The organism is bacterium, from assembly GCA_030704665.1.
Classification (GTDB): domain Bacteria; phylum Patescibacteriota; class Microgenomatia; order Woykebacterales; family RBG-16-39-9b; genus JAUYID01.
The window spans coordinates 314,780-327,323 of record JAUYID010000009.1 but is presented as its reverse complement, the minus strand read 5'-3'; the positions used below and the strand labels follow the sequence as shown (position 1 = coordinate 327,323).

Here is a 12,544-nt window from a genome sequence, read left to right as displayed (position 1 = left end):
GTTTATTTACCCACTGGCGCTGCCTTGGTCACCAAAACGGCTTCAGCCGCAACCGTCAAAACAAATATTAATGATAGGGCCAAAGCGGCAAAAACGGCTAAACGCAGCCATTTAAATTTGGCGGTGTCGCCAAACGAGTCACCCAACTTTATTACTACTAGCAAGGCCGTAAAACTTAGCACTAAAGGCGCAAACGCCAGAAATTCCTTATGCTCAAAGACTATTTGGTGCAACCAAGCAGTATCTTCACTAGATAACAATAGTTTGCGCGGCCCACCAGTGGCGGCGCGATAAGGTACATAAACAGACATTCCAGCGATATCAAGAACCAGTATGTTTAGAAATAAGAGGGTCAGAATCGTTTTGAAAGTGTTGATGACCGAAGAAAGTTTTCCGGAAATGAAGAAAAGTACAAAAGCAGCTCCGAAGAGTACCAAAGCCAACATTGCCAGAAAACCATGGAAGTCGGCAAATTTTTCCCAAAACGGTAATTCTATTAGCTTTGTAATTAACTCACCCATTTTTCTCTTATTTAAGGATAGTTCACAGTACCTTTAAAGGTAAATCCCCCTTCGCTAAATGAAGCGAGCGTTTGTGGTGGGGCGCCTTTTGAAGCCCTTACTTTTTTTGGGTCTGTGCAATTTTAAGGTATCAACCTGTTTATAACCTGCTAAAAAGGAACTAACAGTGATAAAATCCCAAAAACCTTTGTAATATTTATCACCATTTCTTTTTGCCTTCAAAGCCAGTATAATTCCGAGCTGTGGAAAACGAAGTTGTCGAAAAGCTTAATCAGTTTTTTTCTCAAGGGAAAACTGTCAGCTACAAAAAGGGTGAAATCATTCTCCGAGCCGGAGAACCAGTCTTTGGTATTTTCTTTTTGAAAAAAGGTTTCGTTCGCCAGTACCTCATCTCTGAAGAAGGTGAAGAGGTGACCATTCATCTTTACCGACCGCTCGCTTTTTTCCCAACCATGCTTGTCATCGCTGGAACCCCCAACCGCTACTATTTCGAGGCCCAAACCCCGATCGAGACTTTTCGTCTCCCTCCTGAAGAGGTCGTTGCTTTTCTGAAAGAAAACCCGGACGTTTTGTTTGATCTATCCGAGCGCTTTGCCCAAGCGGTGATCGGCCTTTCCAAACGGATCGAGACTCTCTCTATCGGTAGCGTCTATGCCAAAGTGATCTCCCTTTTGTCCTATTTGGTAATTAGGTTTGGAGAAGAAAAGGACGGACAAATTCTTATTGGCTTGCCGGTGACTCATACCGATATTGCGTCTTGGACCGGAGCCAAGCGCGAAACTGTCAGCCGCCAAATAGAAAGGCTAACAAAAGACGGTATCATCGGAGTGGAAAAACACTTAATTGTTGTCAAGGACAAAGCTAAACTCGAGGAAGAGCTCAAGCACTACCACGAAAGTGAATCCCTCTAAGCGAGGAGATGTAAATTGCTAGTCTGAGTAATGATTTGACTACTCGGAAGGATTTTGTTGCGAATGTTTTTGTTTTTGGGCAAACCGGTTGGCAAAAGATAACCCTGCCAAGACCCCTCCCCTACATAAAGCTCCAAGTGAAAACCAGTGCTCAAACCCAATTCTCCTTCTACTTCGTAGAGCCGATATTTGCCTCGCACCAAGGTATAGTGCCCGACAAACTTTTTCTTGGTTGCAACCAAAATCTCCCCAATTTCACCACCGGCGTAAACCCAAGCGTAGTTTTCACTTTCATCCAAAGCCAGGACTCTGGTCTCTTCCGAGGTTTCTATGATTTTGTAGTTGCCGCTTCTTTCAAGTTTGATCACCAAGAAAAAGTTAGCAGTCCAGAAGCAATTTTGCGGTGACTTAAGTCACAGAATTTACGTTTTAACAGTCACTGCAAGGGTCTCCTTCGAGTGTTATTTTTAGTTTGGAAGGAGCAGGTGAGGACCTTTACAAAATAGGATGAGTCGCCCCGAGTGGAGTTAGGAAAACTAACTACTATAAATTGTCTCGGGGGCTGGAGTTCCCAAAACCCGTGGGTTTTGAGACAGGCCTCCACTATATTCGACGAAAAGGTTAGTCACTCGACCAGACGGGGCGACAGACCTGCTGCCAAGATTCCGAGCTGAAGACGACTTTTTTTGGAAAAGAAAACGCGAAAGGGTCACGAGCGTAATTGCTGCGTGACCCTGTCGGGCAATTTCGATCTTCTCACCTCACAAGCGCACACCCTTCTCCGCGAGCTTCTTCAGCGCATCGGTAACGACAAAGTCGATCTTGGCCTCACTGTTCGGATCCGAGTGGATGAAGTCCGGCACCTTGATCACCTCCACGTGAGAGTAGCGCTCTCCTAGCTCCATCAACCTCTCAGCCGGAAAGACGCGGTCCTGCTCACCAGTGTAAATCAGGACCGGGCACTGAACTCTCTCTAGATACCACAGTCCGGCATCGCTGGCCATGAGCCGACTGACCGGACCGAAGAGCTCTTCGCGCAAAGCGTTCAAGAGTCCAGGACCTCGAGTCGGCGGCGGTTCGAAGTCCTTCTCCACCTTGTCGCGCAGTCCGGACAAGAGGAAATTCCACTCCATCCGCAGACTTGACTGCCGCATCAGTGAAGCCGGGTTGACCACGATGACAGCGTGCACTTTGCCCCACTGCTGTGACGCCAGTGCAATCGAAGCCGCTGCCCCAAGGGAAGATCCGTAGAGGATCACCTTGGGAGTGCGCAGCCGGTTCATCGCCTCCCGATCACGCGAGATAAAGTTTCTGAAGCCCTCCTCACGATAGAAGTGCGCCTTGCGAACATTGGCAGCTCCTGACTGCGAGAGGCAGATGACCTTGAAGCCCTCAGAACCAAAGCGGCGCACCTTGTGCGAGAGCTGGGAAAACGAAGAATGAATCCCTCCCTGAATCAAAACGCCGACGCCCTTTCCCGGCACTTCCACATACGGCGTCTCAATCCACCAATTGTCATAGGTTTCTGTTTCAGCGCGCTCAACCCTGAAACAGTCAAGGCGGACAAAGCTACTACCATAGTAGTACCGCACATTACTGGCCTTTATCGACATGATCTCCTCCTCGACTAATCGAGCCGAAATACCACTGTATCGCTTAATATTATACTTCTATAGGACAAATATATTTTCTTAAAGGGGAAAAGAAAACGCGAAAGGCTCAAACCATTGAGAATGGGTTGAGCCCGTGTGGAACAGGAATTGATCTTCTCTCCACCCTCGCGTCTTGCAGGCTAGGACGAGACGGCTGTCTGCTGATCCTGCGCAAGCAGATGCTCGTTCAAGCACGTCCAGTCCCTCAAGAACACCTGGTAGGTAGGTACCTGAGGAGCCCGATCAGTCCTCCAACCCGGACTCTCCTTCTCGTTTTCTTCCAGCGTTCTCTCCTTCCAGGCCTGAAAGACCTTGAGGGCCTCGGCGACCGTAATTCGATCCCAAGAATCCCTCAAGACGATGGTCGAAGGATTTAGGACTCTCGTCTCAACCACTCCCAGGATAAACTCGACCAACGGGTAAAGTTGAATGATCTTGTCGAAAGAGTTGGCAGTCGTTTTGCCGCTACCAGCGAAGTACTGAGCTTCCGCTGTGCCTATCACCACAGCCGCGAGTTGTAAGGTCAGTTGGTTGATCGTCTGCTCGTCAGCGACCAGGACGATGCTCTTACTTCTTGGATTACTGAAAAAGCTGAATCGATCTGCCACGTTGACTCTCCTTCCAGTCAGTGCTAGCTTACCGCCAAAGGCTTTCGGGCGGGAAGAGGTAGACTTTACCCTCACGCATCGGTTCTGGATGTTCAATAGTTAGCGGCCCCCTGTCTTCCTCGTAAATCGTGATGAGCAAGACATTGTAGGCCTTCGGGGCATGGCTTCCCCTATTTGGGTTTTCAGCCAGCACGCCAGTTGCATGAAAACCCCTGCCAAACTCATTACGTACTTCAACCTCATCTCCTGCCCGAAGGAAATTCATCCCGTACTCAGGCATGAAACTCAGTCGATGCATCAAGCGCCCACGAACAACCTGACCGAATGCCGGATTTGCTGTTGTCACCATCGCGATCTTTCCTCCTAAGCTCAGCCATAAGGCCTATAATGATTCTTCTTAACTACAATTATACTCTTGGTAAACAAATTTAGGTGTTGGAAAACAGGGACTAGAGGACTTCTTTGATCTTTTCGAGTAAGAGTTCAAATTTTTTGAAGCCGGCTTTCTCGTTCAAATGCCCCCCGTTCGGAATCACAATCGGGTTGATTTCCAACCGGCTGGCTAATTCCGTAGCTCGATCCAGCGGAACAAAGGGGTCTTCGTCACCGTGAAAAAGGTAGATCTTGCCGCCGTTGGCTTTGATCTTGTTCCAATCAAAGTTTTTTTCATAAAAAGTGTGGTTCAGGGTGTCAAATTCAGGCAAATTTAGATCTCTGATAAATCCAGAAACTAGAAAGCTTCCCAAAGCTGGCTTTTTGAGAGTTTCTAAGATGTTTAAAATGAAAGCAACGCCGATACTATGACCAACAAAGATAGTTTTTTCATCAAAATCTCTCCGAAATGGCTGCAGAGTTGTTAACCAGTTATTGAGATTTTGTCCTTCTTTGATAGGAAATTGGGGAACGCTCACTTCACACTCAAGCTTTTCTAGTTCAGAGCCAAGCCAAGGAATCCAATTTTCGTGCGGTCCTCCGCCAGCACCGTGAACAATGAAAACTTTCTTCATTATTTCAAATATACTTTTTCGTTTTCCGGAAAGCAAACGATAACTAAAAAATCTGAGTGATCTCCCCTTTCCTCCAAAGGGTTTCACTCAAGGAAACCTAGTCCACGGGGTGGTAATCAGCTGGATCAAAGGGCGGCCAGGTGAAGACGTAGAACCAGGCGTGCGAACCAAGTGCATGACTTTGGTGGACATGACCCGGCTCAATCGATCTCGACCCACCTTCCCTGATCGAGGAAGTGATACTTTCTCGACGACCCTTCGGACCAGAACGAACCGAGAGCTCACCCCAAACCACGACATAGAGTTCGCGGGTGTGTTCGTGCCAGTGCCCCTCGTTCGGCTGATCCGTAATCCGCACCAAAGCCACACCAAAACCGAAACCATCTTCGGCTGTGACCATCTCGTAGATGGTCTCGCTTCCTTTGACGATTGGCTCTCCCTTGTAGCCAATCAGTTCTGGGTTGGGCTCTTCCATGTGTCCTCCTTTGCTGTACAGTGAAGTGTTCGGAGACCGAGACCTTACCTTGACCGGGAGGTTTCCAGTTTAGACTCAGGGGTGGTGTTCAGTTTCAACCACACTGCCGTCCAGGTCCCCCTCCTTGCTATACAATTGACATCAAGGGTTTCTCTCGATCAGACGTTGGGATTCGAACCCAACCTCCTACTCCTCCCAAGGATTTATCCTCCCCACACGTAACGGCTGTGAGTACTTTCACCAAGATCGTTTCAGTTACTCTCCATGAGCTTCGTCCGCTATCCGAACTAAAACATTTTAACCTCTGAGTGCAAATTTTGGTAGAATAAGTCTAATGGAAGAAAAAATTGGTGTTGTAGCTGCATCGCTCATCGTTAACAACAAAAACGAAGTTTTGCTTTTCAAAAGTACTAAATGGCAGGGTTGGATGATGCCCGGCGGGCATGTTGAGTATGGTGAGACAGCGAAAGACGCCTGTATTCGCGAAACCAAAGAAGAGACTGGCCTTGATATTGAACTGGGTGAATTAATTAACTTTGGTGAGCGTATCAACCCAGCCACTTTTTATAAGCAAGCTCATCTGGTCTATTTTCACTTTTTAGCAAAGATCAAATCCGGGGAAACCAAGCTTGATCAAGAAGAACTGACCGACTCTAAATGGTTTTCACCTCAGGAAGCACTAGCAAAGTGCGATCCAGCAATTAAAGTAACCTTAGAAAGGTATCTACAAAAAATTAACGGGTAAATTGGTGTTGGTGGTAGGCGTGGAATAGAACCACTTTAAACCCGGGAGGGTACCTACCTTGTGGCGCGATTGTCTAGGGCGCGACAGTTCTCATCCACGCACGGCGCTCGTCCTTGGTGGCCTGGTCCCAGTCCTTTTTGAAGCCCGGGTAGTTCACGCAGAGCCAGCCGATGGTCGAGTTGAGAGCGTTGGACCTAGTTGTTGTCTTGGTCCGCCGCTTGCTCAGTTCAACCCGTGCAAGACCGATGAGAGTTTCGTTTGACAGAGACATTGTTCCTCCATTAGGTCATCCCCGAGGGGGTGGTAGCTTGACGCTTGGCCCAAATAGATAAAACAAAATCCCTATCGCTGTCCTTCTTAGTTCATGATCTCAAAAGGCGTGAAAATGGACATACGTTTCACCTTGTTTTCTCCTTCCCTGACTTTAGTCGCTTTCAGAAGCGCCAAGCTATTTACTTTAGGAAAAATAAACAGTTTGCCGTTTTCGAATTTTCTAGAGAGAAATTATATCCTGTCAAGGCTACAAGACGACGGAATGTAATCCTGACGAATTATAGCAGAAATGAAGCTAAAAGTCAACCACTATAGGTTTTATATTTACGTTAATAACTTTGTAGTACAATCATATTATGAACGGAATTCACGAAGACTACCTGCGCAGTGCCCTCTTTGGGCTGCAAGATGGTCTGGTTTCGACCACTGGTGTGGTCGTCGGCATCAGCACCGGAGTTGATTCAAAAGCGATAATAATTTTGGCAGCTTTCGTGGCGGTAACAGTCGAAGCCACTTCAATGGCCGCTGGACAATATTCCTCTGAAAAGGCGGTTCACCAACTTGATACTAGTGGCAAACATACTGACAGTTTAGTTTTGGGGGCGACGATCATGTTTGTTGCTTACTTTCTCTCCGGTTTGATACCAATCATGCCTTTTATCCTTGCCAACCCAACCACCGGACGAATTTGGAGTATAATTTTTGCTTTCCTCGGCCTTTTTGCTGTTGGCTATATCAAAGGAAAACTAGTCAGGGTTTCTCCTTTGCGAAGTGCAGTCGAACTTTTTGTCATTGGTGCTATCGCTACTTGCATTGGACTCATTGTCGGCCAGATCCTCAAAATTTAATTCTTTGCCTTTTTATTGACAAATACTGTCTGCTTGCCTAATAATTTCTAGTATCGGCAAGAGTTCTCACACGTAAAAACCTACGTGCTTGAGAACGTTCCAAGGAGGTCGGTCATGATGACCACCATCCACGGCCCTCGCGGCTCTCCGACTAACTCGTCGACGATCGATGTGATCGCGATGAAGCACGTCGCCACCGACGAGGCCAAAGCCGTCAGCTCATCCCCGTACTGGATGGCCTGCGGCGAGACTTCTTCGGTCTGATCACTCTGCCGTGATAGACCGATGAGGTGTGGGTCGGCTAGTCTGTGTCTGTATGCACCCTCCCTGGTACAGCACACACAGCTAGCCGGCCTTCAGACCTCTTTTTCCTAAACTTTTTCACTTTTAACTAATCAGGAAATTAATTTATTTTTGGAGCTCGTTGAGTTGAGTTTGAAGTCGGTCAACCTCAGCCTTGGCAGCCTTGAGATCGTCATCGATCATCATTCTTGGAGTGATATCTGTAGAAATGATAGCGGCTGCCTCAACAGTTTCACCAGATTTGATCGGTCCGATCCTCGTCAAGTACCAAGAAGTCGAGTTGTTCGGTCCTGCGCCGGTGACGATGAAGTCTTTACTAGCACTTGAGCCGAAAACTTCTTTGAGAGCCTCTTTGTAAGTTTCGTGATAGGCTGATGGAATATAGTTGTTCACCGAAGAGCCAATGACTTCTTCGCGGGTGAACTGCGGCAAGATGTGGTTGATGTAAAGAATATTGCCGTCTTTGTTGACTACCATAGCAATATCCGGAATGCTAGCCAAAACTGACTCTTGCCAGTTTTTTTCATCCATAAAAAAACTATAGCACAAATTTTCTAATTAGTTAAACGAGACCAAAAATTCGCCTGGAGGCTTTCCTTTTTGGAATTGACAAGCAAATAAAAAGAGTCCTAAAATCACAACAAGGCTCGGGAGTGAAAAGGAGGGAAGACAAAAGCAAACTGGGGTAACAACCACAGGCAAGTTAGTTCAAAGGAGAAGATTGTGGGAACTGCTACCTTATCAAGAGCCAAACCCAGCTCAGCTGCGCCCAAACCCGGGGTACCGACTCAGATCTGTGTTCGGGTGCGTGTCGAACGCGGGCCGCTGCAGTACCTCAACATTCCTGAAGGAACAACCCTGCCGGACTTCGTCAACGCTCGTTTCGTTGATAGCGGCGATCTTCGAGTAGTTGTTCTGAACGGCGACTACGCCAACCCGGTGACCCTGTCCGAATCAAGACGGGTCCTCACTGAGGGGGATCTCGTCTTCCTCACCAAGAAACGACTAGTGAGGATCATGGGTATTCTCGGGGAGGAACTGGTCGCAGCCCGCAGTGTACCTGTCGTCGGGCTTACCATCACGGAGATGGTGCCGGCGATCGAGCAGGCAACCAGAATCCACCTGACCAACCAGGTGAGAGTCGACGGAGTAGTTCTCACCGAAGAGCAGATGTCGACCACCTATGTCGCTGACGACGACACGGTCATTGAGCCCTGGGACCCCTAAAACCCTCGGGTCCAGACCAAATCTGATCAACACTCATCTCTGGGCCGGAAACCACCCTGGAATCTGGCCCACTTCATCTTTTCGTTTTACCCACGAAAAATTTGACAACTAGGCTGCAAAATTCTAAAATAGCCTCACAAAAAAGAAGAGAGGGGCTTATCTATGTCTGGATCAAGTGTCAACATCTCGGTTCTCTTCGGACCGGAGCGCCCTGGAGTGGACCTGAGAATCAGCGCCGGCGTCGAAATCGGGAGACTCTTCAAACCACTGAGAGTCCCAGGTGACCTGGACCAAGTCGTTGCCTTCGATTCCTTCTCTACCCCATCAAGTGAGGTGGTCAGACGGAAAGTCGAGGAAGGTGACCGGCTTTTCTTCACCCGCAAGGTAGAAGTAGTAGTTCACCAAGCAGGTGGGCAGACGGAAGTACAGGAGTTTCCAGTCTTCGGTCTGGACCTGATCTATCTGCCAACCGCGGTCCGCTTTCTAATCAGGCAGCGGATGCTAGCCGCGGTTTGGGTCGATGGTCAACGCTTAACCGAGGCAAGCCGCAGAGGGACAACTGTTGCAGACGGACACCGTTACGAGGTCTTTACCCGGGAGTCGTCTCTGGTTGTTCCATCAAGACGCCAAAACGAATACCCTCGGCCGGGTACTACCAACGGCAGCTTCAATTCACGGAGAAGAAGAGAAACCACCCTTGAAGAAGCCTTCAAACTCGACCGAAACCGCCACAACGGCAGTCGGGGATACTGAAGGTTTGCTTTCGCAAACTGGGGTCGCCTGGTCTTGAAATCCTCCAACCCGGGTGACCCCAAGCCACCCTTTCTCTTCAATTGATATTTTTCAATAACTCGCAAAAGGATTCGTTCGTGAAAGAGGTTGGCTAGCTGGTTTCACCCTGAAAAGAATGTTTTTCTGTAAGGCTTTTATTTCGTCGGCGTCATTTTTAGAAAGAAGTAAAACCTCTTGTTGGGGCGATAGTTCCTGGGTCTGCGTCAGCGTTAAAGGCAGCTTCAGACTCAGTTTGACTTGCACCAAATTTGTACCATTTTGACTACCAGCCGCGGTCAAATCAGCGACCCCAAAGACACGATCGGCCCAGCGCAAAGAAGTAAGAAACTTTAGTAGAGAAGGAAAGGTGCCTTCAAAATTCACCGTCATAGTGTAGCTTGAAGTCCCCGTCCCACTACCCTGAGTCAAGGTGACTGGGGTGCTTGGGTTGCTACGAGGCGAACTTGTATCAGTTGCTTGAATGTTGGTAATTCTTCCACCAGAAGCAAGTGCAATCACATCAAGCAAGGCCGCGACCCGAACATGGTCGCTGCTCGAGGGTAACAACTTACTGGTAACTACGTCTAGCTCGGCAACTTCCAGCGCATCAACTGATGAAACCGCTGCAACATTGTTGCGGATTGTTTCCAAAACTTGATCGGCTTGGGCGTTTTTTTCCTTTAAATCATTCACTTGTCTCAAAAGAGGCATCCCAACAAAATAAAACAAGAGAACCCCGATAACTAAGCTGCTCGTCCCACCAAGGAGAAAAAAAACACCGCTTGCTTGAATATCTTTAGCTAGCTTCCGTAATCTTTTGTCCATTAATGTATCACCAAATCCAAACTGAAAGTCACATCATTGCTTTGACCTTTGGTCAAAGCAGATAGACTTACTGAAGCAAAGTCACTTTGAGATTGGAAAATCTGCAAGAGCTGGTAAGCGACATCGGCAGAGGCAGCTTTGCCCGCAATTTTGGCTTTACCGCTGTTGTCTACGAAGAGGTTTAAAAGCTGTACCTTGTTCGGTAGTTTCTTTGCTAATTTTTCCAGCTTTAATTCCAGTTTGGATTGAGCCAAAGAAAAAGACTTGTAAGAATTGTAACGCTGGCTGACTTTGTTTAAACTAGCCGCCGCACTGGCAACTTTCTGCCAGTTCAAAAGTTCAGTCTCTGTTTTGACTTGAACATCCTTGGCTTTGCTCTTCTCAGAGAGGAGCAAAATAAAAATAGCGACCAGTGTCAAGGCAACTACGCTAAAAACGAGCACTGCAAAACCAAGCAAGAGCCGAAAATTCTTCTTTTTTCTTAGAATCTGTTCCTCTTCGGGAATGAGGTTGATGTCTTGTCGGTTGTTTTTTCCAAAAAACAGCATAGGCAGATAAAAGTAGCTCTTCTAATATACCAGCTCTATCAGCTAATCTCAATCCAATTGCTAATATTGTAGCCACCTCCAGGACCAGAAGAAAAATTGGCGTTCGCCAATCCGCTTTGATAATTAATGGTGGCGTTGTTGGACAAGAAAACCTTGTAACCATTTACTTCTTTGGCCTCAGCATTGTTAGCTAGATTTATCTGTCCCCGCGAAGAATAAAGTATCACTGAGCCGACATTGTTGGAAACATCCATGGCTGAGTTTGACCCGGTGCAAGTCAGACCAGTCGGGCTCCCCGAACCAACACAATCATTGGTCGTCAGCAAAAGAAAATAACTGTTTGGGTCCCCAGAACCCTGGAAAATAGCGTTGTTGACCAAGTTGATATAGCCACTAGCAAGGAGAATTCCCCCGCTTGAACCATAGCCCGGATCAAGCTTCATAGTGACGTTATTTTCCAAATTGATCTTTCCTTGCACCCAAATTGTCCCAGTCATCGTAAACGTCACGTTGTTCGATAAGTTTAGATCCCCGGTGATAACTGTCGGCCCCAAAGAACCAACGGCGCCATTGTCAAGAGTATAGTTTCCACTCAAAGTTCCCCCCGCCGCCGCTTCTGCCTGCCAATCATCAATGTTGGCCTGAGAAATTGGAAGGTTTTGGGGAGTTGGATCTGGTTGGGAAGTATCACAGACTTTGTTGTTTCCAGAACCACTTTGGCAGTAGACACTGCCGGTTATGGTCGAATCTGTAATCACGTGCGCGTGCGCGTCCCCAACTCCTGAAGTTCCAATGTTAACGTTGTCAATCACTCCGGTGGTGCCTCCCAGATAAACTTTGAAATAGGCGTCCAGTCCAGACGGAGAGGTATTGTTCCAGCTTCCGGAGAATTGTCCGATTTTGGCTTGACCAAGGCTATAGGTATTGTTTGCTCCAACAGTGAAGTTTTTCGTTCCGCTGCCGGTTGAGGCATCAACCACCAACCAATAGGTAGTCTCACTGCTCAGTTGAGCTCCAGAGTTCATGTTGACATCGATCCAACTATAGGAACTGCCTACCGTCGAAGAGGCGAGAGTTCCGGAATCGATTGTGATGGTACCGGGACTACCCGAATTATTGTTTACGATCCTGACGGTAGCATTCGTAGGAGAACCTGTTTTTTTGAGGTAAAGTTGAATTTTGCTGATTGGTTCTGTTACTGAGACTTGAAAACTTTGGGCCAAATCCTGACTAGCGGTCGCATTGCCAAAAACAATTGAACTTCCGGGTGGAAGGGGCGAATCATTGACCTGATCTGCTGCTAACGCTGGAGAGTTGGCCGCATAGGCACTCCCGGAAATAAAAGCACCGTTTGAACCCAAAATATCTCCGTTGGAATAGACGTTGCCGTTCACTCCTGAGTTGTTCGACATAATCAAACCACCATAATTTACCTGAAGACCGTAGTTAAAGGCAATCTGGCTACTGTGAGTGGTGGCGTCCAAATTGACAGAAAGTTTTCGAAAATGGTTGCTGACATTACCCTTGGAAGTAACTACCAAGGCATTGACTGTCCCACTCACCTCTACTTCGGTACTGCCGTTGCCGACTGCCAAAGTATAGTTGTTCGAGTAAGGAAGTTTGTTGGCGATGCGCACCAAGGCATCCTCAATGCCAGACTCGGCAACATAATAACTCTGCGACGAAGAAGTTACTTTGTCGATTGTCTTCAAATCATTAACAGTCAGGGCTCCAAAAGCAGCCACCAAAATCGCCAAAACCGAGGCAATGATCAAAATAGTGATGAGCGCGGCTTGTCCCTTTTCTTTTTTAAAATTTTTGTTTCTCATT

General features: G+C 47.5%; 17 protein-coding genes. 6 read left to right on the top strand and 11 right to left on the bottom strand.

Annotated elements, in window-relative coordinates:
- Positions 1 to 2: 2 nt before the first annotated feature.
- Complete coding sequence (locus tag Q8P13_01860; GenBank protein MDP2671186.1) at positions 3 to 521, bottom strand: hypothetical protein; 519 nt, start codon at positions 519 to 521, stop codon at positions 3 to 5.
- A gap of 242 nt (positions 522 to 763) precedes the next feature.
- Between Q8P13_01860 and Q8P13_01855 the strand changes: the two genes are divergently transcribed.
- Positions 764 to 1,432 carry a Crp/Fnr family transcriptional regulator gene (locus Q8P13_01855; GenBank protein ID MDP2671185.1) on the top strand — a complete coding sequence of 223 codons (669 nt, stop codon included), beginning with the start codon at positions 764 to 766 and terminating at the stop codon, positions 1,430 to 1,432.
- Here Q8P13_01855 and Q8P13_01850 read toward each other — a convergent pair.
- The 6 genes from Q8P13_01850 to Q8P13_01825 all read right to left on the bottom strand — a co-directional run bounded on the left by Q8P13_01850 (position 1,429) and on the right by Q8P13_01825 (position 5,174).
- A complete protein-coding gene (locus tag Q8P13_01850) occupies positions 1,429 to 1,800 on the bottom strand; it encodes a hypothetical protein (protein ID MDP2671184.1) in 372 nt (123 codons plus the stop codon). The two genes, Q8P13_01855 and Q8P13_01850, sit on opposite strands and share 4 nt — an antisense overlap.
- Positions 1,801 to 2,193: 393 nt before the next feature.
- Positions 2,194 to 3,045 carry an alpha/beta hydrolase gene (locus Q8P13_01845; GenBank protein MDP2671183.1) on the bottom strand — a complete coding sequence of 284 codons (852 nt, stop codon included), beginning with the start codon at positions 3,043 to 3,045 and terminating at the stop codon, positions 2,194 to 2,196.
- 179 nt (positions 3,046 to 3,224) lie between these two features.
- Positions 3,225 to 3,692, bottom strand: a complete 468-nt coding sequence (locus tag Q8P13_01840; GenBank protein MDP2671182.1) for a hypothetical protein — start codon at positions 3,690 to 3,692, stop codon at positions 3,225 to 3,227.
- 28 nt (positions 3,693 to 3,720) lie between these two features.
- Positions 3,721 to 3,990 carry a hypothetical protein gene (locus Q8P13_01835; GenBank protein ID MDP2671181.1) on the bottom strand — a complete coding sequence of 90 codons (270 nt, stop codon included), beginning with the start codon at positions 3,988 to 3,990 and terminating at the stop codon, positions 3,721 to 3,723.
- A 151-nt stretch (positions 3,991 to 4,141) separates the two neighbouring features.
- Positions 4,142 to 4,699 (bottom strand): alpha/beta hydrolase, encoded by a 558-nt coding sequence (locus Q8P13_01830; GenBank protein ID MDP2671180.1) that lies wholly within the window; start codon positions 4,697 to 4,699, stop codon positions 4,142 to 4,144.
- A gap of 97 nt (positions 4,700 to 4,796) precedes the next feature.
- A complete protein-coding gene (locus Q8P13_01825; protein ID MDP2671179.1) occupies positions 4,797 to 5,174 on the bottom strand; it encodes a hypothetical protein in 378 nt (125 codons plus the stop codon).
- 334 nt (positions 5,175 to 5,508) lie between these two features.
- Here Q8P13_01825 and Q8P13_01820 point away from each other — a divergent pair, with 334 nt between their 5' ends.
- From Q8P13_01820 to Q8P13_01810, 3 genes are all read left to right on the top strand, one after another.
- A complete protein-coding gene (locus tag Q8P13_01820) occupies positions 5,509 to 5,919 on the top strand; it encodes an NUDIX hydrolase (protein ID MDP2671178.1) in 411 nt (136 codons plus the stop codon).
- A 629-nt stretch (positions 5,920 to 6,548) separates the two neighbouring features.
- On the top strand, positions 6,549 to 7,040 hold the full coding sequence (locus tag Q8P13_01815; GenBank protein ID MDP2671177.1) for a VIT1/CCC1 transporter family protein: 492 nt from the start codon (positions 6,549 to 6,551) through the stop codon (positions 7,038 to 7,040).
- A gap of 114 nt (positions 7,041 to 7,154) precedes the next feature.
- Entirely contained in the window at positions 7,155 to 7,304 is a 150-nt protein-coding gene (locus tag Q8P13_01810) for a hypothetical protein (GenBank protein MDP2671176.1), read from the top strand.
- 144 nt (positions 7,305 to 7,448) lie between these two features.
- Here Q8P13_01810 and Q8P13_01805 read toward each other — a convergent pair whose 3' ends face one another.
- Positions 7,449 to 7,874 (bottom strand): PAS domain-containing protein, encoded by a 426-nt coding sequence (locus Q8P13_01805; protein MDP2671175.1) that lies wholly within the window; start codon positions 7,872 to 7,874, stop codon positions 7,449 to 7,451.
- A 192-nt stretch (positions 7,875 to 8,066) separates the two neighbouring features.
- Here Q8P13_01805 and Q8P13_01800 point away from each other — a divergent pair, with 192 nt between their 5' ends.
- Positions 8,067 to 8,570 carry a hypothetical protein gene (locus tag Q8P13_01800; protein ID MDP2671174.1) on the top strand — a complete coding sequence of 168 codons (504 nt, stop codon included), beginning with the start codon at positions 8,067 to 8,069 and terminating at the stop codon, positions 8,568 to 8,570.
- A 162-nt stretch (positions 8,571 to 8,732) separates the two neighbouring features.
- Positions 8,733 to 9,323, top strand: a complete 591-nt coding sequence (locus Q8P13_01795; GenBank protein MDP2671173.1) for a hypothetical protein — start codon at positions 8,733 to 8,735, stop codon at positions 9,321 to 9,323.
- 90 nt (positions 9,324 to 9,413) lie between these two features.
- Here the strand turns inward: Q8P13_01795 and Q8P13_01790 are convergent, their stop codons facing one another.
- Genes Q8P13_01790 through Q8P13_01780 form a run of 3 tightly spaced genes read right to left on the bottom strand, consistent with a single transcriptional unit; the run spans position 9,414 to position 12,543 of the window.
- Entirely contained in the window at positions 9,414 to 10,166 is a 753-nt protein-coding gene (locus Q8P13_01790; protein ID MDP2671172.1) for a hypothetical protein, read from the bottom strand.
- Complete coding sequence (locus tag Q8P13_01785; GenBank protein MDP2671171.1) at positions 10,166 to 10,714, bottom strand: hypothetical protein; 549 nt, start codon at positions 10,712 to 10,714, stop codon at positions 10,166 to 10,168. Before Q8P13_01785 ends, Q8P13_01790 begins: the two co-directional genes overlap by 1 nt.
- 38 nt (positions 10,715 to 10,752) lie before the next feature.
- Positions 10,753 to 12,543: a choice-of-anchor R domain-containing protein gene (locus tag Q8P13_01780; GenBank protein ID MDP2671170.1), complete on the bottom strand. Its 1,791-nt coding sequence runs from the start codon at positions 12,541 to 12,543 to the stop codon at positions 10,753 to 10,755.
- Between the last annotated feature and the right edge of the window lies 1 nt (position 12,544).